This window comes from Halomonas sp. BN3-1, from assembly GCF_003056325.1.
GTDB lineage: Bacteria > Pseudomonadota > Gammaproteobacteria > Pseudomonadales > Halomonadaceae > Halomonas > Halomonas litopenaei.
In genome coordinates this window covers 67,499-92,121 of sequence record NZ_PYVV01000018.1, presented here as the reverse complement: position 1 = coordinate 92,121, position 24,623 = coordinate 67,499, and the positions used below count along the sequence as shown (strand labels likewise).

The window sequence follows — 24,623 nt, the reverse complement described above, 5'->3', positions numbered from 1 at the left end:
GGGTTCGCCGGGCCTAGTGGTGCGCCCTTTGGCTTGCGTCGAGCATCTCGCGGGCATGGGCCAGGGTCTGGTCCGAGAGTTTGACGCCGCCGAGCATGCGTGCCAGCTCGCCGACCCGCCCGGCTTCGTCGAGGTGTGCCATGCGGGTGCGGGTGGAATCCTTGCGTGCCTTCTTCTCGATGTGCAGATGGTGGTGGGCCTGGGCGGCGACCTGGGGCAGGTGGGTCACCGTCAGTACCTGGCCGCCCTGGCCCAGTCGCTTGAGCAACTGGCCGACGATCTCGGCGGTGGCACCGGATACCCCGACGTCGACCTCATCGAACACCAGGCTGGGGATGGTGGAGTGCTGGGCGGCGATCACCTGGATGGCCAGGCTGATACGCGACAGCTCGCCACCGGAGGCTACCTTGGCCAGCGGGCGTGGCGGCTGGCCGGGGTTGGCGGCGATCAGGAAGCGCACCCGGTCCATGCCCTCTGGGGTAGCGGCATCGCGCCGACTGACGTCGACCTCGAAGCGGGCCTTGCCCATGGCCAGAAACGCCAGTTGCTGCTGGACTTCCTTGCCGAAACGCTTGGCGGCCTTGTGGCGAGCGGCGCTGACGGTCTCTGCCAGGGCACGCCATTCTGCCTTGAGGGCGTCGGCCTTCTCGGTCAGCGCCTCGAGGTCCTCGTCACCGCCCTCCAGCCCCTGAAGTTCTGCCGTCAGGCGCTGGTGCAGGGCGACGATCTCGTCGGGCAGTACATGGTGCTTGCGAGCGATGCGGTGAGCCTCGCCCAGGCGCTGCTCTACCCAGGCCAGGCGCTCCGGGTCCAGCTCCACGTCGGCGACCACCTGATGCAGTTCGCGGCCGGCTTCCTCGAGCTGAATGCTGGCGTCACCCAGCAAGGCGATGGCGTTGGCCAGGGCTCCCTTGTCGCTGCCGGGCAGGGCGGCCAGGTGTTGGCTTGCCTGGTGGAGCAGGGGTAGGGCACCGCCTTCCTCGCCATCGCAGCAGTCGAGCGCGAACTGGGTCTCCGCCAGGCGCGACTCGGCGTGGGCCAGCAGCTCCTGTTCACGTTCGAGCTGTTCGAGCTCGTCTTCGCCCAGGCCGAGTTGGTCGAGTTCTTCCACCTGATAGCGCAACAGCTGGCGACGGGCGCGGATTTCATCGCCGTCGTCGGCCAGCCGTTTCAGTTGTCGCCGGGTGGACTGCCACTCCCGATAGAGCTCGGCCAGTCGGCTCACCGATTCACGGTGGCCGGCCAGGTCGTCGAGCAGGCGCAGGTGGGTGTCCTCGGCCAGCAGGGCCTGGTGGGCGTGCTGGCCGTGGATCTCGATCAGGGTCTCGCCCAGCGACTTGAGGTCGGCGATGGTGGCCGGCTGGCCGTTGATCCAGGCCTTGGAGCGACCGCTTTTAGTGACCACGCGACGCAGCAGGCAGTCGTCATCGGGCAGTTCTCGGTTGGCAAGCCAGGCCCGGGCGTTGGGCAGGTTGGCAATGTCGAAGCGCGCGCTCAGGTCGGCTCTGGACTGGCCGTGGCGCACGCTGCCGGCGTCGGCGCGTTCGCCGAGACACAGGCCCAGGGCGCCAAGCAGGATCGACTTGCCGGCGCCGGTCTCGCCGGTGATGGCAGTCATGCCGCCCTCGAGCTCGAGTTCGAGGTGGTCGACGATGGCGAAGTCCTGGATCGAGAGTTCGGTCAGCATGCGTGCCTCCTGGTGGCGTCACCGAGCGGTGCGACGGTCAGTGCAAGGGTGGCGGTCGTACAGGGCGATGGGTGCGGCAATCGCTCGCGCAATCGCTCGCGCAATCGCTAGAGCATCGATATGGCGCAATGGATGGGGGTTGGCATTACTGTTTATCCATCCATGTGGTGTCTGTTTATACAGTAGTCCAGGCGCGCCCTCAATGCATCCTTGCGCAGCAACTTCAGTGGTTGCGGGTCAGCGCTGCGGCAAATCCTGGGCCTGCCGGGGAAAGTCTGATCAGGATCTGCGTCTTTCCCCTTGAGATTGTTGTGGCCAACCCCATATACCTCTGCAACCTCTGGTCCCCGGACCAGCCACTGTACAGGCGGTGCTACCGCAATTGTTGGACTTCTTCAGGAGGCTGCACATGGCCAAAGATCCCCAGACCCCGTTGGATGACGAACTCGCTCGCCAGGAGCAGGAAGGCGAGCCGGAGCAGGCGGTCGATGCTGCCGAGGCCGTCGAGGGCGAACTCGAGGACATCGTCGATCAGGCTGAGGATGAGGCACAGGCCGAGGCCGTGGAAGGCGGTGACAACCCCGAGGCCGAGGTGCTGGCGGCCCGCGTCGAGGAGCTCGAGCAGAGCGTGACCGAGGCCAAGGACCAGGCCCTGCGTGCCGCCGCCGAGGCGCAGAACGTGCGCAGGCGGGCGGAAGCCGAGGCCGAGAAGGCGCGCAAGTTTGCGCTGGAGAAGTTCATCAAGGACCTGCTTCCGGTGGTCGACAGCCTGGAAAAGGCGCTTGAGGCCATGGGTGAGGACGCCTCCGAGGTGCATCGCGAGGGTGTCTCCATGACCCTGAAGATGCAGCTCGACGTACTGGCCAAGTTCGGCGTCGAGATCGTCGAGCCCCAGGGCGAGCCGTTCGACCCGCAGTACCACGAGGCCATGGCCATGGTGCCGAACCCCGAGGTCGACCCCAACACCGTCATCGACGTGATGCAGAAGGGCTACGTGCTCAACGGACGCCTGGTGCGCCCGGCGATGGTGGTAGTGAGCCAGGCGGCCGGCTGAAACATCCGGCCCACGGGGCCTGACCGATACGGGTTGTCGACAGGAGTTGAACATGGGGCCTTGAAATCGGCGGAGACGCCCCCCAGATAGTCGGCAACCCCGCGGCGAACGCCGCAAGCCAAACTTCAGTTACGCAAGACACGAATTCGAGGATTTCCTATGGGACGCATCATCGGCATTGACCTTGGTACCACCAACTCCTGTCTGGCCGTGCTCGACGGCGACAGCGCCAAGGTAATCGAGAACGCAGAAGGCGCACGTACCACCCCGTCCATCATCGCCTACACCGATGATGGCGAGACCCTGGTGGGTCAGGCGGCCAAGCGTCAGGCGGTGACCAACCCGGAAAACACCCTGTACGCGATCAAGCGCCTGATCGGCCGTCGCTTCAAGGATGACGTTGTCCAGAAGGACATCAAGATGGTGCCCTACACCATCACCGAAGCCGACAACGGCGACGCCTGGGTCGAGGTCAAGGGCAAGAAGCTGGCACCGCCCCAGGTCAGCGCGGAAGTGCTGAAGAAGATGAAGAAGACCGCCGAGGACTACCTGGGCGAAGAAGTGACCGAGGCGGTCATCACCGTGCCGGCCTACTTCAACGACAGCCAGCGTCAGGCCACCAAGGACGCGGGTCGCATCGCCGGTCTCGAGGTCAAGCGCATCATCAACGAGCCGACCGCGGCTGCCCTTGCCTATGGCATGGACAAGTCACGCGGTGACAAGACCATCGCGGTCTATGACCTGGGTGGCGGTACCTTCGATATCTCCATCATCGAAGTGGCCGACGTCGACGGCGAGACGCAGTTCGAGGTGCTGGCCACCAACGGCGACACCTTCCTGGGTGGTGAGGACTTCGACCTCAAGCTGATCAACTACCTGGTCGACCAGTTCAAGGCCGACAGCGGTATCGACCTGTCCGGTGACAACCTGGCCATGCAGCGCCTGAAGGAAGCCGCCGAGAAGGCCAAGATCGAGCTGTCCAGCGCCCAGCAGACCGACGTCAACCTGCCTTACATCACCGCCGACAACACCGGTCCCAAGCACCTCAACGTGAAGGTGACCCGGGCCAAACTTGAGTCGCTGGTGGAAGAGCTGGTGAGCCGTTCACTGGCGCCGTGCAAGACCGCGCTGTCCGACGCCGGCCTGTCCGCCTCCGAGATCGACGACGTCATCCTGGTCGGTGGCCAGACCCGTATGCCGATGGTTCAGGCCAAGGTCGCCGAGTTCTTCGGCAAGGACGCCCGCAAGGACGTCAACCCGGACGAAGCCGTGGCCGTGGGTGCTGCGATCCAGGGCGGCGTGCTCGGCGGTGACGTCAAGGACGTGCTGCTGCTGGACGTGACTCCGCTGACACTGGGTATCGAGACCCTGGGTGGCGTGATGACGCCGCTGATCGAGAAGAACACCACCATCCCGACCAAGAAGACCCAGGTGTTCTCCACCGCGGACGACAACCAGACCGCCGTGACCATTCACGTGCTGCAGGGTGAGCGCAAGCAGTCCAGCGGCAACAAGTCGCTCGGTCGCTTCGACCTGTCGGACATTCCGCCGGCGCCGCGCGGTGTGCCGCAGATCGAGGTCGCCTTCGACCTGGACGCCAACGGTATCCTCAACGTGTCCGCCAAGGACAAGGCCACCGGCAAGGAACAGTCCATCGTCATCAAGGCCTCCAGCGGCCTGTCCGACGACGAGATCGAGCAGATGGTCCGCGACGCCGAGGCCCACGCCGACGAGGACAAGAAGTTCGAGGAACTGGTGGCGCTGCGCAACCAGGCCGACGGCATGATCCACGCCTCTCGCAAGACCCTTGAGGAAGCCGGCGACAAGGCCTCCGAAGACGAGAAGCAGGCCATCGAGAGCGCCATCAAGGAGCTCGAGGAAGCGCTGCAGGGCGATGACAAGGATGCCATCCAGGCCAAGCTCGACGCCCTGACCGAGGCCTCCGGCAACCTGGCGCAGAAGATGTACGCCGAACAGGCGGACGCTGGCCAGCAGGCGGGTGACGCCGACGCTGGCGCCAAGAAGGAAGATGACGTGGTCGACGCCGAGTACGAAGAAGTCAACGACGACCGGAAAAAGCAGTAACCACGACATCTGAACCTCGGATGACGCCAACGCGGGAGCCGGACTCCCGCGTTGGTGTTGCTGAGCGTCGCGACGGAGGCGGACAGACCCATGTCCAAGAGAGACTACTACGAGGTACTAGGTGTCGAGCGCGGTGCCGATCAGAAGGACATCAAGAAGGCCTATCGGCGCCTGGCACAGAAGTACCACCCGGACCGTAACCCGGACGATGACACCTCGGCGGAAAAATTCCGTGAAGTGTCCGAGGCCTACGAGGTCCTGACCGACAGCGAGAAGCGTGCGGCCTACGACCAGTTTGGCCATGCCGGCGTCGACGGCCAGGGCGGTGGTGGCTTTGGCGGCGCCGGGGCTGGCGGCTTCAGTGACATCTTCGGTGATGTCTTCGGTGACATCTTCGGCGGTGGCGGCGGACGTCGTAACCCCAATGCGCCCCAGCGGGGCAGCGACCTGCGCTACAACCTCGAGCTTGACCTCGAGAGCGCGGTGGCCGGCACCAGTGTCGACATCCGTGTGCCGCGTCACATCGAATGTGAGCGCTGCGACGGCGAAGGTGCCGAGCCGGGTTCCACCAAGGAAACCTGCCCGACCTGTCACGGACACGGTCAGGTTCGCATGCAGCAGGGCTTCTTTGCCGTGCAGCAGACCTGCCCGACCTGTCACGGCAGCGGCCAGCACATCAAGGTGCCGTGCCACGCCTGTCATGGCGAAGGTCGCGTGCGCGAGACCCGCACCCTGTCGGTGAAGATTCCGGCCGGCGTCGATTCTGGCGATCGCATTCGTCTCAATGGCGAGGGCGAAGCCGGTATCAACGGCGGTCCGCCCGGGGACCTGTACGTGCAGGTCGCGATCAAGCCGCACCATATCTTCGAGCGCGAAGGGCGTCACCTGCAGTGTGAGGTACCGATCAACTTCGTCGACGCAGCCCTCGGCGGTGAGCTCGAAGTGCCGACGCTGGATGGTCGGGTGAAGCTGAAGATTCCGGCGGAAACCCAGACCGGCAAGCTGTTCCGACTGCGCGGCAAGGGTGTCAAGCCGGTACGCGGCGGCCCCGCCGGCGATCTGTTGTGCCGGGTGGTGGTGGAAACCCCGGTCAAGCTCAGCGAGGAACAGAAGGATCTGCTGCGCAAGTTCCAGGACAGCCTGGGTGGCAGCAACGCCCAGCACTCGCCGAAGAAGTCGAGCTTCTTCGACGGCGTGAAGAAGTTCTTCGAAGATATGAAGCTGTAAGTCGCGTACCCTCGGGCCAGGAGTGATCCTGCGCCGACCAGGGCTTAGTGACGATGATCGACCCCCGACGCCTGGCGCCGGGGGTCGGTTTTTTTGTCGGCAGCACAAGGGCCGTCAGCGGGGCGACGCGCTCGGGCGGTTCTCGTGGGCGCTTTTGCTGGGTGGCTTGATTGGGTGGGGCAGGGCTTGTGGACGGCGCGGCTCTTCTGAACAGGGACGATGATCATGAGTGATAGGGGTAGGCCCCTGGCGGGCATCGTGCTGCGCATCGCCTCCGGGGTGCTGTTCGCCGCCATGCTGGTCTGCGTGAAGTGGGTGAGCGACGAGGTGCCGTTGGGCCAGGTAGTGTTCTATCGCTCCGCCTTTGCGCTGTTGCCGATCGTGCTGTTTCTGGCCTGGCGTCGAGAGTTTCCGGCGGGGCTGGCGACCCGGCGCCCCTTGGGCCATCTGTTGCGCTCGAGCCTCGGCGCCGCTTCGATGTTTGCCACCTTTGCGGCCCTGGCGCGTCTGCCCGTAGCCGAAGCCACCCTGCTGGCGCAACTGGCACCGGTACTGATGGCGATCGGCGGCGTGGTGCTGCTGGGCGAGCGCCTTACCCCGTCGCGGGCGCTGGCACTGGTGCTCGCCGTGGGCGGGGTGGCGGTGCTGGTGGCGCCGGATATCGGTAACGCCGACAAGGCCGGCCAATTGTCGGGCTACGCGCTCGGTGTGCTGGGGGCGTCGTTGACGGCTGCGGCGCTGGTCACGGTGCGGCGCATCTCGCGCACCGAGGGGGCCGGTGCCATCGCCTTCTACTTCGTGCTGGCCTGCACCCTGGCGGGGCTTGCGACTCTGCCGATGGGCTGGGTGGCGCTGCCGACCCAGACGCTGACGCTGCTGATCCTGGCCGGGTTGCTGGGCGGCGCGGCGCATATCTGCATGACCTTGGCGCTGCGCTTTGCCGAGGTGTCGAGGCTTGCCCCCTTCGAGTACATCGCCCTGGTGTGGCCGGTACTGGCCGATCTCTGGCTGTTTGGCCAGCCGTTGTCGAGCGGCTTTCTGCTGGCGCTGCCGCTGTTGCTCGGCGGTGCCGCCCTGGCCGCCATGGAAGGCCGTCGCCTGGGGTGGCCGCGCCGGCGCTCGCCGCCCGGGAACGGCTAGACATGCGTGGGTACGATGAACAGCAACACGCCGTTGCCTGACGCCGAGAGGACATGGGGGATATGATTCTGCGATATATTCGTATTCTCAGAAACGGTGGAAAGCATGGTGGAATCCCGAGCCTTCGTCGAGACCGCATCAGGGCAACGCTTGATCAATCGCCTGTGCAAGCACTGGGCCCACAAGCTCGAGGTGGATGCCGAGAGCGGTCACGTGGTGTTCCCAGGCGGCGAGTGCTGGATGAAGGCGTCCGACTCGCAGCTCAGCGTCGACCTCCAGGCCGAGGACGCCGAGCGGCTGGAGCGGCTCAAGGACGTGGTGGCCAGCCACCTGGAGCGGATGGCGGGCAAGGAGCCGCTCAGCGTCGTCTGGCAGTGAGTTTGGCTGGACGCGATCGGCGCTATAGCCAGCCGGTGCGACGGAAGCGTCGGTAGAGCGCGCCGCAGCACAGGACCATCATTCCCAGCGCCAGCGGATAGCCCAGCCGCCAGTCCAGTTCCGGCATATGGGTGAAGTTCATCCCCCAGATGCCGGCGAGGATGGTCGCCACCGCGAAGATCGCCGCCCAGGAGGCCAGGCGCTTATGCACCTCGCTCTCGTCGATGGCCACCATCGACAGGTTGACCTGGATGGCGGTAATGATGGTTTCGCGAATGGTGTCGATGGCCGCCTCGATACGATGCAGGTGGTCGTAGACGTCGCGGAAGTAGTCCTGGGTCTCGTAGCACAGCGCCGGGACGCGTCCGCCGAACAGATGGGAGCTGGCTTCGGCCAGTGGGGTCACCGCGTGCTTGACGCACATGGTGCGGCGCTTGAGCTGATACAGCCGCTCCAGGCTGGCGCGGGCGCTGCCGCGTACGAAGATCTGGTCCTCGATGCTTTCCAGTTCGGCCTCGAGTTCTTCGAGTACCGGAAAGTAGCGGTCCACTACGACATCCATCAGCGCATATAGCACGAAGGCCGGCCCTTGCTTGAGCAGCTCGGGCTCGCGCTCGCAGCGGGCGCGTACATCGGCGAAACCACGCCCGGAGTGCTGACGTACCGACAACACATAGCCGGGACCGGCAAAGATGGCTAGCTGGCCATGCTGCACCTCGCCCTGGCTGACGCTGATCACCTGGGTGACGACGAACAGAGCGTCGCCGTATTCCTCCACCTTGGGACGCTGTTCGCCGACCAGGGCATCCTCCACGGCCAGTTCATGCAGCTCGAAGATGTCCTGAAAGGTAGAGAGCTCCTCGGCGTCCGGGTCGTGTAGTGCTACCCAGACGAAGCAGTTCGAGCGCGAGCGGTAATCACCGATCTCGCCTCTGTCGATGTTGCAAAGACGCCGTCCTTCTTCATACGCCACGCAGTTGACGATCATCGTTGTCCCCTTGCGGTTGTTATCGTGGTTCTGAGGAAAAGGTAGACGCTACGTCGCGGTTGCCGACTGCATGTTGCGCCCAGGCGACCATCGCTGTTCGGTGGTGGTGGCATGAGGGGCTTGGCATTTTGCGTCGGAATAACTATCTTCAAGTGAAGATACTTTTCTTGGAGATAAGTGATATGCAGGTTCCGTCCACCGGGTCGAACGATGCCATCGATCGACTGATGGCGGAGTGGTGCAGGGTTCTCCCGGATCGCGACCCTGGCGACATGGGCATCTTTACCCGGCTGTATCGCGTGCTGAAGCATGTCGACCGTCGGGTTCAGGCGGTATTCCGGCAGCACGGCTTGAAGGAAGGCGAGTTTGACCTGCTGGCGACCCTCTACCGGCGCGACGTGCACGAGGGGCTGACACCGAACGCCCTGTGCGAGGCGGTGGTGCTGAGTTCAGGGGCCATGACCCACCGCCTCGATCGGCTCGCCAGTCGTGGCCTGGTGGAGCGTGTTGCCAACCCTGAAGATCGTCGCAGTGTACTGATTCGTCTCAGTGAGTCGGGAAAGGCCATGATGCCGGCGCTGCTGGACGCCTACCTGGCTGAACTCGCTTCGATGCGCGCCACCCTGGCAGATGATGAGGCGGCAGGCCTGGCGGCTGGTCTACGCCAGTTGCTGTTGGCGCTGGAAGGGGAGGTCAGCCGTGATGACGACTGATTGCCGGGTGTCCAGCGATAGCAGTGTGTGGTGGGCCCACGCCGGGATGCTGGTGTGGGCGACGCTGGTGGGGCTGTCCTTTCCGGCGGTGGGGATGTTGAGTGAAGGGCTTCCGCCACTGTCACTGACCGCAATGCGCTTCGTGATTGCCGCTCTGGCGGTGTTGCCGCTGGTGTGGGGTGCGCCTGGTCTCCGGCCGAGTCTGGCCGGGCTCGGGCTCTATGGGTTGATGGGGCTCTGTCTGGCGAGCTTCTTCGGCACCATGTTCTGGGCGGCGCACCTGACCACGGCGCTGTCCATGGCCACGCTGTTCGTCAGCGTGCCGCTGCTGGCCTACGGCCTGGGCCGGCTGGTGGGGGTCGAGCACCGTGCTTTGGCGCTGCTGGCCTTGCTGGTACTTGGCGCCGTCGGCGCCGTGGGGCTGGCCTGGGCCGAGGCCGGTGGCTCCTTTGCCCGCATGCAGTTCGGCGTGGGCGAAGCCGCCTTCTTCGCTGGTTGCATCGCCTCGGCGATGTATCCGGTGTTGTCCAAATTGGGGTTGGCGAAGGGCTGGCTATCTGAGCACGCGGGGGTGCGTACCCTGTGGAGCCTGGTGATGGGGGCACTGCTGATCGGGTTTTCGGGTCTGGTCTTCGGGGATCCGGCCGCGCTGGGCCGAATGACGCTGTTCGATCTGACGGTGGTGGCCTATCTCGGGCTCTTCTCCAGCGGAATGACCTTCTGGCTGCAGCAGCGGGCGACCGCCATCCTGACCCCGGCGGCGGTTGCCGCCTACGGTTATCTGGTGCCCTTTGTGTCGATGCTGTTGCTGTTTGCCCAGGCGCCTGAACGTCTTGCACTCGAATGGCTGCCGGGCAGTCTGCTGGTCGTGCTGGCCATCGCGCTGCTGCTGCGGCGGGACGTCAAGCTGCGCAGCCAGGCGTGAGCAGGCGAGTTTTACTCAGACATCTTTGCATCATTGGGCAAAGAGGTGGGCGGTGTACGGATTTGGCTTAGTGCGGTGTGGTGGTGGTTATATGAAGCTGTAAAGGTGGGGCAAAGGCGCATCAATGCCAAGGAGCCCCCCCCCCCATGCCGTCAGCCAGCCCCCTTCTCGGCGCACAAGCCGTTTCCCCTTGTCAGCAGCCTGGCGACCGCGGCCTTGCCAACGACGTCTTCTCCGAGGCGCTGAGCGAGCGCTACGACCAGCTGGCCCGCGACGAGCGATACGGCACCTTCACCGGTTCCGTTCTTCACTATCTCAATCTGGAGGAAGATCTGGTCGGCAAGCGTCTTCTTGATGTGGGCTGTGGCAACGGAGCGCTGGCGGCCGAGCTCAAAAGCAAGGGTGCGCAAGAGGTGCTGGGTATCGACATCAGCCCCTCCCAGGTCGCGCTGGCCAGCCGGCGCCACCAGGCACCGGGCCTCGGCTTTCGGGTCGAGGACGCCTATCGCAAGCTTGTTCTGCCGGAGGCGCCCTTCGATACCCTGGTCAGTGTCTTCGCCTTTCACTTCATCCAGCACCAGGCCATGCTCACCCGTGCCTGCCGTAACCTGTTCGAGGCGCTCAAGCCCGGTGGCCTGCTGGTGTGGCTCGATATCACCCACGACTATGTGCTTGACCCGGCGCGCATGGATCGCCTCGAGGCGTTGACCAGCTATCGCTACGACCCGGGTGTGGCGCCGGGCGAGCGGCCCCGGCCCTGGAGCCTGGTGCCTGGTCAGGTGCGCGCCGGTGACGACGTCTTGCCGGTGGACCACGTGGCGATCCCTGGTCGCACCGTGGTCACAACGCTGCAGTCGGTCGGCTTCTCTCAGGTCAGGCGCGAGCCGCTGCGCTTCACCGATGCTGAGTCGGCCTGGCTGTGGGGCCCTGACGGCTTCAATCATCACTTGCTGGTGGCCCGCCGCTAAGCAGGGTGGCCGAGTGACATCGTCGGCCGATAGCGCGAATGGGGTCAGTATCGTGGGAGCGCCTCCTCGGGCAGTCGAAAGCAGGCGAGCAGGTTGCGCTGCAGGGCGCTGAAGTTGTCGTCGCTGACCATCAGAAATTCGCCACTGGGCAATCGCGCTAGCCCCTCCATGTTGTCGACGCGCCAGCCTTCTCCGGCGGACAGGCTGGCCAGGCGTGTCACCCGTACCTGCGGCGGTGGCAGCAGCTCCACCAGGCTTAAGCTGATGGTCAGCGGACGTGGCGGAGAAAAGGCCCGTTCCAGCGCCAGCAGCCGCGGTGGAGTCTCGGTTACAGTGTCCTCCAGCGCCAGCAGCTCGGTCAGGGCGCTGTCGGCCGGTGAGGCCAGTGGGTAATGCCACCGGCGCGTGTCGCTACCGTTCTCCGCCAGGCTGAACAGAAGGGTGTGCCTGACGCCATCTTGCGCGTTCATGTCGTCGGGGGGTGACTCCAGGCCCGCCACCAGCCCGATGCCCGGCACTCGGGCCAGCGCTTCCAGGCTTTCGTTATCACCGGCGTTGTGGCTGGCCGTGGAGCGCAGTGGTTCGCCTTTCGGCATCCCGTCGAGAGCGAAACGCTGCACGCGATGATCCTGCTCGAAGCCGATCAGTAGTTCGGTGTTGCCGGTGACGCCATCATCGGCGCCCGCCAGCACCAGCGACTCGGCGTCTGCGGCCTTGCCTTCCAGCGGCGTACCGTCCTGCGCCTTCAATCGGTGGCTGGCGAGTGGGCGCAGGTCCACCAGCCGGCCATCTTCAAGTACTGGCCTTGCCTGGTGTACGCGTCCGCGATCGGATACCAGGTGCAGCAGGTTGTCGTCTGTGTCCCAGGCCATGGCCGAGAGACCACCCAGGGGAACGCTGGTGTTGTTTTCGGTGGGACGCCACTGGCTCGGTAGTGCCAGGGTGCCGCACATGCTCAGCCCCGGCTGGGCGGGGGCCTCGCCCTGCAAGCTGGTCGGCTTGACCTGGGCGGTGCAGCCGCCAAGCCACAGGGACGCTGCCAGCGTGCTGATAAGGGGCAATCGGAGCATTTTTCTGAACGGCATGGGGCGGTCCTGTCGGGCGGGAATGTCAGCGTGAAGGCCAGGGCGAGGCAAGAGGGAGCGACGTTGGTATACTGCGCCGAATCCCTTTACATTTTGGCGTATCTACGTTGATCCGCCTGTCTGTTCGAACTCTCGTTTCTCCAGGAGATTGCATGAGCCGTACCGCCCCCCGTATCGCCATCGTCGGCGTCGCCGGCCGCATGGGCCGCACCCTGGTCAACGCCGTGATGCAGGACGACGACGCCGTCCTCGCCGGCGGCATCGTCGAGCCGGGCAGTTCGCTGGCTGGCGCCGATCTGGGCGAGCTGGCCGGCGTCGGCCGCCAGGGCGTGGCGGCGGTGGACTCCCTCGAGGCCATCGTCGATGACTTCGACGTGCTGATCGATTTCACCGCACCCAAGGTGACCCTGGCCAACCTGGCCTTCTGTGCCGAGCATGGCAAGGCCATCGTCATCGGCACCACCGGCCTGTCCGATGACGAGCAGGCCGAGCTCGACGGTTATGCCGAGCGAGTGCCCACGGTGTTTGCGCCCAACATGAGCGTCGGCGTCAATCTGACCCTGAAGCTTCTGGAGACTGCAGCGAAGGCGCTGGGCGACGAGGGCTATGACATCGAGGTCATCGAGTCTCACCATCGTCACAAGGTCGATGCGCCGTCCGGTACCGCCCTGCGCATGGGCGAGGTGGTCGCCGGGGCGCTGGATCGCAACCTCAAGGAGCACGGGGTGTTCGAGCGGGTAGGCCAGTGCGGTCCTCGCGATCCCAAGGAAATCGGCTTCGCCACGGTGCGTGCCGGCGATATCGTCGGGGAGCACACCGTGATGTTCGCTACCGAAGGCGAGCGCATCGAGATCACCCACAAGGCGTCCAGCCGCATGACCTTCGCCCGGGGCGCGGTGCGCGCAGCACGCTGGGTCGCCGAGCGTGAGGCGGGACGCTACGGCATGTCCGACGTGCTGGGCCTGGACTGAGGTTTGTAGGCCTCTGGCGACGTCGCGGGTGGTGTTGCCCATGGCAAAGTGCTTGTTCCGGGGTAGTCAGCCCGGCCCAGATGCTGTAACATTCCAAAAATTTTGGCCGGGCCGGGCATGAAAGTGTCGCGTCGAGAGCGTTTAGTACGTCTCTCGCAGCATAGGTGCCGGCTCTGCATTCCGAGCGAATGACAACAAGCGGGATGAAACCGGTCAAACACCGGGTTTCGTCCCGCTTTTTTACGGCCCGGCTCCTTGTGTGCTTGACGCACGATGGGCCGGGTCGGTGCCGAATGGCCTGGCGACAGGTCGCCGACGCCGGCGAGCGTATGGCGGCGGTCGTAGATACCTTGACGAGCTTTGGGAGGACGTAGCGTTGAACAAACCCGCAATCTTGGCCCTGGAAGATGGCAGCGTATTCCACGGCACGGCCATTGGCGCTGATGGGCAGACCAGTGGTGAGGTGGTGTTCAATACGGCCATGACCGGCTATCAGGAAATTTTGACCGACCCCTCCTATTCCCGACAGATCGTCACCCTCACCTATCCCCATATCGGCAATACCGGCATCAATCCCGAGGACGTCGAGTCCGCCAGCATCGCCGCCGCGGGCCTCGTCATCCGCGATCTGCCGCTCGTCGCCAGCAACTTCCGATCTACCCAGAGCCTCTCGGACTATCTCGCCAGCCAGAACGTGGTGGGCATCGCCGACATCGATACCCGCCGGCTGACTCGAATCCTGCGCGACAAGGGTGCCCAGAACGGTGCCATCGTGGCCGGCGACGAGGCCCTGGGTGACGACGCCGAAGCGCGCGCCCTGGAAGCCGCCCGCGCCTTCCCCGGGCTCAAGGGCATGGACCTGGCCAAGGTGGTGTCCTGCAGCGAGCGCTACGTCTGGAACGAGGGCGAGTGGACGCTGGGCAAGGGCTACGCCGATACCGAAGGGGCCGAGCGGCCCTTCCATGTGGTGGCCTACGACTACGGCGTCAAGTTCAACATCCTGCGCATGCTGGCGAGTCGCGGCTGCAAGCTGACCGTGGTGCCGGCCCAGACCCCGGCGTCCGAGGTGCTGGCGCTCGACCCCGACGGCGTCTTTCTGTCCAACGGACCCGGCGACCCCGAGCCGTGTGACTACGCCATCGACGCCATCCGCGAGATCCTCGAGACCGAAGTGCCGGTGTTTGGCATCTGCCTGGGCCACCAGTTGCTGGCGCTGGCCAGCGGTGCCACTACGGTCAAGATGAATCACGGCCACCACGGCGCCAACCATCCGGTGCAGGATCTGGACAGCGGCCACGTGATGATCACCAGCCAGAACCACGGCTTTGCCGCCGACGAGACCACGCTGCCGGATAACCTGCGCGCCACCCACCGCTCGCTGTTCGACGGCACCCTGCAGGGGATCGAGCGTACCGACCTTCCGGCGTTCAGCTTCCAGGGCCACCCCGAAGCGAGCCCCGGCCCCCGCGATGTGGCGCCGCTGTTCGACCGCTTCATCGACATGATGCGCAGCCGTCGCTAAGGCGCCGACACAGACTCCGGTTCATCGTCCAATTTTCTTGCGGGAAGCACCATGCCCAAGCGTACAGACCTGAAAAGCATCCTTATCATCGGCGCTGGCCCCATCGTCATCGGCCAGGCCTGCGAGTTCGACTATTCCGGCGCCCAGGCCTGCAAGGCGCTGCGCGAAGAGGGTTTTCGCGTCATCCTGGTTAACTCCAACCCGGCCACCATCATGACCGATCCGGCCATGGCGGATGCCACCTACATCGAGCCGATCACCTGGCAGGCGGTGGAGAAGATCATCGAGGCCGAGCGTCCCGACGCCGTGCTGCCGACCATGGGCGGCCAGACCGCGCTGAACTGCGCGCTGGATCTCGATCGCCACGGCGTACTGGAAAAGTACGGCGTGGAGATGATCGGTGCCAACGCCGACACCATCGACAAGGCCGAGGACCGCGATCGCTTCGATAAGGCGATGAAGAATATCGGTCTCGAGTGCCCCAAGGCCAAGGTCGCCCACAGCATGGATGAGGCCTGGGAGATCCAGGGCGAGCTGGGCTTCCCGGTGATCATCCGGCCGTCCTTCACCATGGGTGGCTCCGGTGGCGGCGTGGCCTACAACAAGGAAGAGTTCAAGGAGATCTGTGGGCGCGGCTTCGAGCTTTCGCCGACCCACGAGCTGCTGATCGACGAGTCGTTGCTGGGCTGGAAGGAATACGAGATGGAGGTCGTTCGTGACAAGAACGACAACTGCATCATCGTCTGTGCCATCGAGAACTTCGACCCCATGGGCGTGCACACCGGTGACTCCATCACCGTGGCGCCGGCCCAGACGCTGACCGACAAGGAATACCAGATCATGCGCGACGCATCCCTTGCGGTGCTGCGCGAGATCGGCGTCGAGACCGGTGGCTCCAACGTCCAGTTCGGCGTGGACCCCGAGACCGGCCGCATGGTGGTCATCGAGATGAACCCGCGGGTGTCGCGTTCCTCTGCCCTGGCCTCCAAGGCCACCGGCTTCCCGATCGCCAAGATCGCCGCCAAGCTGGCGGTGGGCTACACCCTGGACGAGCTGCAGAACGACATCACCGGCGGTCGCACCCCGGCGTCCTTCGAGCCGTCCATCGACTACGTCGTCACCAAGATTCCGCGCTTCACCTTCGAGAAATTCCCCCAGGCCAACGACCGTCTGACCACCCAGATGAAGTCGGTGGGCGAGGTCATGGCCATCGGCCGCACCTTCCAGGAGTCGCTGCAGAAGGCGCTGCGTGGCATGGAGACCGGCAACGACGGTCTCGATCCCATCGTCACCGAGTTCAGCGACGAGAACATGGCGCTGATCAAGGGCGAGCTGCAGGCCGCCGGCGCCGAGCGTATCTTCTTCATCGCCGATGCCATGCGCTCCGGCATGTCGGTGGAGGAAGTGTTCGAGCTGACCAACATCGACCCCTGGTTCCTGGTGCAGCTCGAGGATCTGGTCAAGATCGAGCAGGATCTGTCCAGCCGTCCGCTGTCGTCGCTGGACGCGCGCGAACTCTATCGTCTCAAGCGCAAGGGCTTTGGCGATGCTCGCCTGGCCAAGGTGCTGGGCGTGTCCGAGGACGATGTGCGCAGGGCGCGCCATGACGCCGGTATCCGTCCGGTCTACAAGCGCGTCGACACCTGCGCCGCCGAGTTCGCCTCCGACACCGCCTACATGTACTCCACCTACGAGGAGGAGTGCGAGGCCGAGGTCAGCGATCGTAAGAAGATCATGGTGCTGGGCGGTGGCCCCAACCGTATCGGTCAGGGTATCGAGTTCGACTACTGCTGCGTCCACGCCGCCTTCGCCATGCGCGACGACGGCTACGAGACCATCATGGTCAACTGCAACCCGGAGACCGTGTCCACCGACTACGACACCTCCGATCGTCTGTACTTCGAGCCGGTGACCCTGGAGGACGTGCTCGAGATCGCCGACAAGGAGAAGCCGGTCGGGGTGATCGTGCAGTTCGGCGGTCAGACGCCGCTGAAGCTTGCGCGTGCGCTCGAGGCCGCCGGAGTGCCGATCATCGGTACCACCCCGGACGCCATCGATCGCGCCGAGGATCGCGAGCGCTTCCAGCAGATGATCGACAAGCTGGGCCTCAAGCAGCCGCCCAACGCCACCGCCAGAAGCTTTGACGAGGCCTTCAGCAAGGCCGAGGCGATCGGCTACCCGCTGGTGGTGCGCCCGAGCTACGTGCTCGGTGGGCGCGCCATGGAAATCGTCTATGACGCCAGCGAGCTGGAGAACTACATGACCCACGCGGTCAAGGTCTCCAACGACTCGCCGGTGCTGCTCGATCACTTCCTGAGCGCCGCCATCGAGATCGACATCGACGCGGTGTCCGACGGTGAGCAGGTGGTGATCGGCGGTATCATGCAGCACGTCGAACAGGCTGGTGTGCACTCAGGCGACTCTGCCTGTGCGCTGCCGCCGTACTCGCTGCCGGCCGAGGTTCAGGACGAGATGCGCGAGCAGGTCAAGCGCATGGCCGTGGAGCTTGGCGTGAAGGGCCTGATGAACGTCCAGCTGGCCTGGCAGGACGGCGAGATCTACGTCATCGAGGTCAACCCGCGCGCCTCGCGCACCGTGCCCTTCGTGTCCAAGTGCATCGGTACCTCGCTGGCCCAGGTGGCCGCCCGTTGCATGGCTGGCGTCAGCCTCAAGGAGCAGGGCTTCGAGCGCGAGATCGTGCCGCACTTCTACAGCGTCAAGGAGGCGGTGTTCCCGTTCAACAAGTTCCCTGGCGTCGACCCGATCCTGTCGCCGGAGATGAAGTCCACCGGCGAGGTGATGGGGTCCGGCGACACCTTCGCCGAGGCCTTCTACAAGGCTCAGCTCGGTGCAGGTGAGGCGATTCCGGCGCTGACCGGCGATCGCAAGGCGTTCCTGTCGGTTCGCGAACCGGACAAGGCGGGTGTTATCGAAGTGGCGCGTTCTCTGGTAACATTGGGCTTCACACTCTGTGCGACCCGAGGAACGGCGGCAGCCCTTGAACAGGCTGGTCTGCCCGTCGAGGTCGTCAACAAGGTTTACGAAGGCCGGCCACACATCGTCGATTCCATCAAGAACGACGAGATCGCCTATATCGTCAATACCACCGAGGGCCGCCAGGCCATCAATGACTCCTCGGTGATCCGCCGCACCGCACTCGCCCGCAAGGTTCCCTATGCCACGACGCTGGCAGGGGCCAGTGCCGTTTGTTTGGCGCTCGAGTACGGCAATGCCGTGACCGTGCGGCGGCTACAGGAACTGCATGCAGGAGCGAATACATGAACAAGGTCCCGATGACCGTCGCCGGTGAGCAACGCCTGCGTGAAGAGCTCGAACAGCTCAAGAGCGAGGCTCGCCCGACAGTGATCGCTGCCATCGCCGAAGCGCGTGAGCACGGCGACCTCAAGGAGAACGCCGAGTACCACGCCGCTCGCGAGCAGCAGGGCTTCATCGAGGGGCGTATCCAGGAGATCGAGGGCAAGCTGTCCAACGCCCAGGTCATCGACGTCACCAAGCTGCCCAAGACCGGCAAAGTGATCTTCGGCGTGACCGTCGAGCTTCTGAATCTGGATACCGACGAAGAGGTGACCTACCGCATCGTCGGTGAGGACGAGGCCGACATCAAGCAGCGTCGCATCTCGGTCACCTCGCCCATCGCCCGTGCCTTGATCGGCAAGGAAGAGGGTGAGGTCGTGCTGGTCCGCACCCCGGGTGGTGAGGTCGAGTACGAGATCACCGGCGTCGAGCACATCTAGACCCGGCTCCTTCGATCCAGACGACACCGCCCCGCCAGGAATCCTGGCGGGGCGGTGTCTTTTCTGGCGACAGGCTCGTCGGCGCCCGGTGGTGGCGCAGCGACGCCGGTGCGTCAGTGGCGGCCGTGGTGGTTCTCGAAGCGCGTGATGTTGGACAGCTTCGGGTTGGCCTTGGGGTTCTTGCGGTACAGCAGGGCCACCTTGCCGATCTTCTGGATCAGCTCGGAGCGGCTCTGGGCGACGAGTTCGTCGAGCACAGCGGTGCGGTCGTCGCGGTCGGGGATCGCGAGCTTCACCTTGACCAGTTCGTGGTCGTTCAGGGCTCGTTCGAGCTCGGCCAGCATGCCTTCGGAAATACCGTTCTCCGAGGCCGTCACCACCGGGTCGAGGTGGTGGCCGATGCTGCGCATTGCTTTCTTTTGTGCCTGTGACAAGCTCATGGTATCTTGCTTCATTCCGTTTTGGCCGTAGGGCGCGTGACAGCACATGGTACGGGGATTCCCCGTGCGGTGAAAGCGCTTGTGCATGACAATCTCCAGGCAGCCGTTCGCCGGCGGTGGCAAAGCCGCTCGATGCGTCGTGCAGCCCGCCCCTCGGTTCCTGCGGCGAGCCTCCCCGCCACGCGGTTCGGCTCCGGCGGCCATGCCGGGTGTCCGCAGCAAATGCACTTCGAGCAACGCCCTTCCGGCAATTGTTCAGGAAATCTTCTTTCAGGTGGCTCAGTGGCAGCATCCCGTCCCCCCTCCGGTAAAAAATCCTCATCCGGCAAGAGCAGCGCGAGCAAGACCAGCGCCAGCTGGTTGAAGGAACACTTCGATGATCGCTACGTTCAGCAGAGCTGGCAGGACGGCTACCGTTCCCGGGCCAGCTATAAGCTGGTGGAGCTGGACGACAAGGACAAGCTGTTCAAGCCGGGCATGACCGTCATCGATCTGGGTGCGGCGCCGGGCGGCTGGAGCCAGATCGCCGCAGAGCGTGTCGGTGACGCCGGCGTGGTCATCGCCTCGGATATCCTCGAGATGGACGCCCTGGCCGGGGTCGACTTCGTACAGGGTGACTTTACCGAGGAAAGCGTGCTGGAAGAGGTGCTGGCAAGGCTCGGTGATCGCCCGGTGGACCTTGTGATGTCGGACATGGCCCCCAATATGAGTGGTATGGCGGCCATCGATCAGCCTCAGGCAATGTACCTGGTGGAGCTGGCGCTCGACCTGGCTCGTCAGACGCTGCGTCCCGGGGGTACCTTCCTGGCCAAGGTGTTCCAGGGCGAAGGCTTCGACGAATATCTCAAGGAGCTGCGCGGCGCCTTTCAAAAGGTGGTGACGCGCAAGCCGGGGGCATCGCGGGCACGCTCCCGCGAGGTCTACCTGCTGGCCCAGGGATTCAAGGGCTGAGCATCGGCGCCGGTCGACGTCTGATAGACCGCGCCTACCGGAGCGATACCGGCAAAAGTGGCCTGGCTGTGCCAGTCTTGAGGCATGGTACAGGCAGGAAAGGACACATGATGGCGTGCGATGGCCTGCCAGGCAGTCATCGCATCGACATTTTTTCGGCATTTTCCGAGGGTGAGTCCCGGCGGAAGGGGCGCTTGCGCCGCTTCGTTGGATCCGATCAGGCTGGCTGAACCAGGCCGGGTCATGTAGTGTCGAACCCTTAGGCACCTAGGCCGACAGATTCTTGCAATTGAGGGTGGTCCCTTGAACGACATGGCGAAGAACCTGATTCTGTGGTTGGTCATCGCGGCGGTGCTGCTGACGGTGTTCAACAACTTCAGCGTCGAGAACGCACCCAACCAGATGAACTACTCCCAGTTCGTCGAACAGGTGCAAAATGAGCAGGTACGCAGTGTAACCATCGACGGTTACACGATCAGCGGTGAGCGCAACGATGGCTCCAGCTTCCAGACCATCCGCCCCTCGGCGGAGGACCCGAAGCTGATGGACGATTTGTTGTCCAACAATGTCACCGTGGTGGGCAAGAAGCCGGAACAGCAGAGTCTGTGGACGCGACTATTGATCGCGAGTTTCCCGATTCTGCTGATCCTGGCCATCTTCATGTTCTTCATGCGCCAGATGCAGGGCGGTGGTGCCGGCAAGGGCGGCCCCATGAGCTTCGGCAAGTCCAAGGCCAAACTGCTGTCCCAGGATCAGATCAAGACCACCTTTGCCGACGTGGCGGGGTGTGACGAGGCCAAGGAGGAAGTCGAGGAGCTGGTCGACTTCCTGCGTGATCCGACCAAGTTCCAGCGGCTGGGTGGCACCATCCCCCGCGGTGTCTTGATGGTCGGGCCTCCCGGTACCGGCAAGACCCTGCTGGCGAAGTCCATCGCCGGCGAGGCCAAGGTGCCGTTCTTCTCGATCTCAGGCTCTGACTTCGTCGAGATGTTCGTCGGTGTGGGTGCTTCCCGTGTGCGCGACATGTTCGAGCAGGCCAAGAAGCAGGCACCCTGCATCATCTTCATCGACGAGATCGACGCCGTGGGTCGTTCGCGCGGCGCCGGCATGGGCGGCGGTAACGACGAGCGCGAGCAGACGCTGAACCAGCTGCTGGTCGAGATGGATGGCTTCGAGGCCAATGAAGGCATCATCGTCATCGCCGCCACCAACCGTCCCGACGTGCTCGACCCTGCGCTGCTGCGCCCGGGCCGCTTCGACCGTCAGGTGGTGGTGCCGCTTCCCGATATCCGGGGTCGCGAGCATATCCTCAACGTGCACCTGCGCAAGGTGCCGCTGGCCGATGACGTCAAGCCGACCTTTATCGCCCGTGGTACCCCTGGCTTCTCTGGTGCCGACCTGGCCAACCTGGTCAACGAGGCCGCGCTGTTCGCCGCTCGTCGCAACAAGCGTCTGGTGGGCATGGAAGAGCTTGAGCTGGCCAAGGACAAGATCATGATGGGGGCCGAGCGCCGCTCCATGGTCATGACCGAGAAGGAAAAGCTCAACACCGCCTACCACGAGTCGGGCCACGCCATCATCGGTCTGGTGATGCCGGAGCATGACCCGGTCTACAAGGTGACCATCATTCCGCGTGGCCGCGCCCTGGGTGTGACCATGTTCCTGCCGGAGCAGGATCGTTACAGCCTGTCGCGCCAGCAGATCATCAGTCAGATCTGTTCGCTGTTCGGCGGTCGCATCGCCGAGGAGATGACGCTGGGGCCGAACGGTGTCACCACCGGCGCCTCCAACGACATCAAGCGTGCCACCGAACTTGCCCACAACATGGTGGCGAAGTGGGGCCTGTCCGAGGAGATGGGGCCGATCATGTACGACGAGGACGAGTCTCACCAGTTCCTCGGCGGCTCTGGTCAGAGTGGTGGCAAGCTGAAGTCGGGCGAAACCACCTCGCGTCTGGACAAGGAAGTGCGCAAGATCATCGACGGCTGCTACGAGCAGGCGCGTCAGATCCTCGAGGACAATCGCGACAAGCTCGACGCCATGGCCGAAGCGCTGATGCAGTACGAGACCATCGACGCGGATCAGCTCAAGGACATCATGGAGGGGCGTGATCCACGTCCGCCCAAGGACTGGGATGAGCCCGGTTCCGGCGGCGGCTCTCCGGTCACCGGTGATCCCGAGCCGTCGAAGGAGCCGGAGTCCAGCGCCGACACCAGCGACGGGGACGAGGAAGAGGATGACAAAGGCTCCGGCCGTCGCCCCTCCGACCCCCTTGGCGGCCCCGCCGGTAGCTGACGGCCCGCCCGCTCACAGAGGCGCCCCGCGGGGCGCCTCTGGCGTTGCATGACCCGCCTCTCGCATTAGTATTCTTTGGTGAATACCCAGATTTCCCAGGACATCCTCTTCGATGGACGCTCGTTACCCCGCTGTACTGCCCTGTGGTCGACACCGCCTCGATCTGACCTTTCCCCGCATCATGGGGATCCTCAACGTCACTCCCGACTCCTTTTCCGATGGTGGCCATCACGTGGTCATCGACGACGCCCTGCGCCATGCCGAACAGATGCTCGCCGAGGGTGCCGCCATCATCGACGTGGGCGGCGAGTCCACGCGACCTGGTGCGACGCCGGTCACCGCGCAGCAGGAACTCGACCGGGTGATCCCGGTGGTCGAGGCGCTGGTACGGGAGCTGGATGCCCTGGTGTCGGTGGATACCTCGACGCCGGAGGTCATGCGCGAAAGCGCCCAGGCCGGGGCAGGCATGATCAATGATGTACGCAACCTGCGCCGTGAGGGCGCCGTCGCGGCGGCGACCGGTACCGGGCTGCCGGTGGTGCTGATGCACATGCTCGGCGAGCCGGGCGATATGCAGGATGCGCCCCGCTATGACAGGCCGGTGGAGGAAGAGGTCGCAGACTTTCTCGAAAGGCGCATCGCCGAGTGCGAGGCCGCCGGTCTCAAGCGAGAACGGCTGTTGCTTGATCCAGGTTTTGGTTTCGCCAAGACCGTGGAGCATAATCTTCGCCTGTTGCATCGCCTGGAGCGCCTGGAAGCCCTGGGGCTCCCGCTGCTGGTCGGGATGTCGCGAAAGAGCATGATCGGCAAGGTGCTCGACCGTGCGGTCGAGGAGCGCCTGTCGGGCGGTCTGGCCTTGTCGGCACTGGCGGTGGAGCGAGGCGCACGGATACTACGCGTTCACGATGTGGGGCCCCATGTGGACGCGGTGAACATGACCTGGGCCGTTCTCGAGGAAGGAGAACACCATGGCTAGACGCTATTTTGGCACGGACGGCATTCGCGGTACCGTCGGTCAGGCGCCGATCACGCCGGACTTCATGCTCAAGCTGGGCTGGGCTACCGGCCGCGTGCTCGAGCCTCGCCGTCAGCGGGCGCGGGTACTGATCGGCAAGGACACCCGTATCTCCGGCTACATGTTCGAGTCGGCCCTCGAGGCGGGACTGTCGGCGGCGGGCGTTGACGTGATGCTGCTCGGTCCGATGCCGACACCGGGTATCGCCTACCTGACGCGGACCTTTCGCGCCGATGCGGGGATCGTCATCTCCGCTTCCCACAACGCCTACCAGGACAACGGCATCAAGTTCTTCTCGGCCGAGGGCGCCAAGCTGGGCGATGAGATCGAGGAGCGCATCGAGCGCGCACTGGATGAGACCCTGACCACGGTGTCACCGGGGGAGCTGGGCAAGGCCAGCCGGGTCGACGACGCCGCCGGGCGCTATATCGAGTTCTGCAAGTCGACGATCCCCGACCGGGTCAACCTGCACGGCCTGCGTATCGTGCTGGACTGCGCCCATGGCGCGACTTATCACATCGCGCCGGCGGTGTTCAAGGAGCTCGGGGCCAAGGTCAGCCTGGTCGGGGCCGAGCCCGACGGCCTCAATATCAACCAGGAGGTGGGCTCGACCCATCCGGCGGCGCTGCGCGCGGCGGTGATCCAGCAAGGCGCCGATCTGGGTATCGCCTTCGATGGTGACGGCGATCGCGTGCTGATGGTGGACGCCGACGGTCACGAGATCGACGGTGACGACATGCTCTACCTGATCGCCAAGGACCGTCACGAGCGTGGCGAGCTGGGTGGTGGTGTGGTCGGTACCCTGATGAGCAACTTCGGGCTGGCCGCAGCGCTGGAGTCCATGGGCGTGCCCTTCGAACGTGCCAAGGTCGGCGATCGCTACGTGATGGAGCGCCTGGCCGCCAACGACTGGCAGCTGGGTGGCGAGTCCTCGGGGCATATCGTCTGTCGCCACGTGCAGACCACCGGCGACGGTATCGTCTCGGCGCTGCAGGTGCTGTCCTACATGGTGCGTGAGGAAAAGCCGCTGTCACGCCTGCTGCACGGCTTCGAGAAGGCGCCTCAGTCGCTGGTCAACGTGCGCCTGTCGGCGGGCGTCGACGCCAAGGCGGTGATGGCCGACCCGAGTCTCGAACAGGCCACCCGTGCGGTCGAGGCCGAGCTTGGCGATGAGGGCCGCGTGCTGCTGCGCCCCTCGGGGACCGAGCCGCTGATTCGCGTCATGGTCGAGGGACGCCCTCATCTGGATGTCGAAGGGCTGGCCAGGCGTCTGGCCGATGACGTGCGTGAGCTGGTCGGCTGAACCCTGATCTCACCGCCCGGTTTCGCGGTGCCATGACGCGAGGCCTGGTGGACCCAGATGCCGGCGAGAGCGTCTTGTCGGATTGCTCCAGCGCGGGACCGAAGGCTTCGATCCCGCGGCA

The 24,623-nt window shown here is 64.7% G+C and carries 20 protein-coding genes; 16 read left to right on the top strand and 4 right to left on the bottom strand.

From position 1 onward, the window contains the following. Positions 1-13: 13 nt before the first annotated feature. Positions 14-1,687 (bottom strand): DNA repair protein RecN, encoded by a 1,674-nt coding sequence (gene recN / locus C9F12_RS20285; protein ID WP_045992289.1) that lies wholly within the window; start codon positions 1,685-1,687, stop codon positions 14-16. A 409-nt stretch (positions 1,688-2,096) separates the two neighbouring features. Between recN and grpE the strand changes: the two genes are divergently transcribed. The 5 genes from grpE to C9F12_RS20260 all read left to right on the top strand — a co-directional run bounded on the left by grpE (position 2,097) and on the right by C9F12_RS20260 (position 7,571). After that, a complete protein-coding gene (gene grpE / locus C9F12_RS20280; protein ID WP_045992288.1) occupies positions 2,097-2,741 on the top strand; it encodes a nucleotide exchange factor GrpE in 645 nt (214 codons plus the stop codon). Positions 2,742-2,900: 159 nt separating this feature from the next. Next, on the top strand, positions 2,901-4,826 hold the full coding sequence (dnaK, locus tag C9F12_RS20275) for a molecular chaperone DnaK (protein ID WP_108450021.1): 1,926 nt from the start codon (positions 2,901-2,903) through the stop codon (positions 4,824-4,826). A 90-nt stretch (positions 4,827-4,916) separates the two neighbouring features. Further along, complete coding sequence (gene dnaJ / locus C9F12_RS20270; RefSeq protein WP_045992286.1) at positions 4,917-6,053, top strand: molecular chaperone DnaJ; 1,137 nt, start codon at positions 4,917-4,919, stop codon at positions 6,051-6,053. Between the two features lie 225 nt (positions 6,054-6,278). After that, the gene (locus C9F12_RS20265) at positions 6,279-7,193 is read left to right on the top strand and encodes a DMT family transporter (RefSeq protein ID WP_108450020.1); all 915 of its coding nucleotides are present in this window, start codon (positions 6,279-6,281) and stop codon (positions 7,191-7,193) included. A gap of 105 nt (positions 7,194-7,298) precedes the next feature. Then, positions 7,299-7,571, top strand: coding sequence for a DUF2218 domain-containing protein (locus tag C9F12_RS20260; protein ID WP_045992284.1), 273 nt, complete (start codon positions 7,299-7,301; stop codon positions 7,569-7,571). A 22-nt stretch (positions 7,572-7,593) separates the two neighbouring features. On the opposite strand, the gene corA is transcribed toward C9F12_RS20260, so the two are convergent. Then, positions 7,594-8,559, bottom strand: a complete 966-nt coding sequence (gene corA / locus C9F12_RS20255) for a magnesium/cobalt transporter CorA (RefSeq protein ID WP_108450019.1) — start codon at positions 8,557-8,559, stop codon at positions 7,594-7,596. A 182-nt stretch (positions 8,560-8,741) separates the two neighbouring features. Here corA and C9F12_RS20250 point away from each other — a divergent pair, with 182 nt between their 5' ends. From C9F12_RS20250 to C9F12_RS20240, 3 genes are all read left to right on the top strand, one after another. Next, positions 8,742-9,272 carry a MarR family transcriptional regulator gene (locus C9F12_RS20250; protein WP_108450018.1) on the top strand — a complete coding sequence of 177 codons (531 nt, stop codon included), beginning with the start codon at positions 8,742-8,744 and terminating at the stop codon, positions 9,270-9,272. Continuing rightward, positions 9,262-10,197, top strand: a complete 936-nt coding sequence (locus C9F12_RS20245) for a DMT family transporter (RefSeq protein ID WP_240184310.1) — start codon at positions 9,262-9,264, stop codon at positions 10,195-10,197. Before C9F12_RS20250 ends, C9F12_RS20245 begins: the two co-directional genes overlap by 11 nt. Before the next feature lie 146 nt (positions 10,198-10,343). Next, positions 10,344-11,165: a class I SAM-dependent methyltransferase gene (locus C9F12_RS20240; protein WP_108450016.1), complete on the top strand. Its 822-nt coding sequence runs from the start codon at positions 10,344-10,346 to the stop codon at positions 11,163-11,165. 44 nt (positions 11,166-11,209) lie between these two features. Here the strand turns inward: C9F12_RS20240 and C9F12_RS20235 are convergent, their stop codons facing one another. Continuing rightward, the gene (locus tag C9F12_RS20235; RefSeq protein ID WP_108450015.1) at positions 11,210-12,250 is read right to left on the bottom strand and encodes an esterase-like activity of phytase family protein; all 1,041 of its coding nucleotides are present in this window, start codon (positions 12,248-12,250) and stop codon (positions 11,210-11,212) included. Between the two features lie 152 nt (positions 12,251-12,402). On the opposite strand from C9F12_RS20235, the gene dapB reads away from it, so the two are divergent. From dapB to greA, 4 genes are all read left to right on the top strand, one after another. Continuing rightward, positions 12,403-13,221 carry a 4-hydroxy-tetrahydrodipicolinate reductase gene (dapB, locus tag C9F12_RS20230; RefSeq protein WP_045992279.1) on the top strand — a complete coding sequence of 273 codons (819 nt, stop codon included), beginning with the start codon at positions 12,403-12,405 and terminating at the stop codon, positions 13,219-13,221. A 376-nt stretch (positions 13,222-13,597) separates the two neighbouring features. Beyond that, entirely contained in the window at positions 13,598-14,743 is a 1,146-nt protein-coding gene (carA, locus tag C9F12_RS20225; RefSeq protein WP_108450014.1) for a glutamine-hydrolyzing carbamoyl-phosphate synthase small subunit, read from the top strand. 51 nt (positions 14,744-14,794) lie between these two features. After that, positions 14,795-18,025, top strand: coding sequence for a carbamoyl-phosphate synthase large subunit (gene carB, locus C9F12_RS20220; RefSeq protein WP_108450013.1), 3,231 nt, complete (start codon positions 14,795-14,797; stop codon positions 18,023-18,025). Next, positions 18,022-18,498, top strand: a complete 477-nt coding sequence (gene greA / locus C9F12_RS20215) for a transcription elongation factor GreA (protein WP_108131792.1) — start codon at positions 18,022-18,024, stop codon at positions 18,496-18,498. Before carB ends, greA begins: the two co-directional genes overlap by 4 nt. Before the next feature lie 113 nt (positions 18,499-18,611). On the opposite strand, the gene yhbY is transcribed toward greA, so the two are convergent. Next, entirely contained in the window at positions 18,612-18,938 is a 327-nt protein-coding gene (yhbY, locus tag C9F12_RS20210; RefSeq protein WP_045992299.1) for a ribosome assembly RNA-binding protein YhbY, read from the bottom strand. 282 nt (positions 18,939-19,220) lie between these two features. Here yhbY and rlmE point away from each other — a divergent pair, with 282 nt between their 5' ends. From rlmE to glmM, 4 genes are all read left to right on the top strand, one after another. Beyond that, positions 19,221-19,889: a 23S rRNA (uridine(2552)-2'-O)-methyltransferase RlmE gene (gene rlmE / locus C9F12_RS20205; protein WP_045992275.1), complete on the top strand. Its 669-nt coding sequence runs from the start codon at positions 19,221-19,223 to the stop codon at positions 19,887-19,889. Between the two features lie 303 nt (positions 19,890-20,192). Further along, positions 20,193-22,184 (top strand): ATP-dependent zinc metalloprotease FtsH, encoded by a 1,992-nt coding sequence (gene ftsH / locus C9F12_RS20200; protein ID WP_108450012.1) that lies wholly within the window; start codon positions 20,193-20,195, stop codon positions 22,182-22,184. A 181-nt stretch (positions 22,185-22,365) separates the two neighbouring features. Next, complete coding sequence (gene folP, locus C9F12_RS20195; RefSeq protein ID WP_108131904.1) at positions 22,366-23,160, top strand: dihydropteroate synthase; 795 nt, start codon at positions 22,366-22,368, stop codon at positions 23,158-23,160. Further along, complete coding sequence (gene glmM, locus C9F12_RS20190) at positions 23,153-24,502, top strand: phosphoglucosamine mutase (protein ID WP_108450011.1); 1,350 nt, start codon at positions 23,153-23,155, stop codon at positions 24,500-24,502. The genes folP and glmM overlap by 8 nt, the downstream gene beginning before the upstream one ends. Positions 24,503-24,623 lie beyond the last annotated feature (121 nt).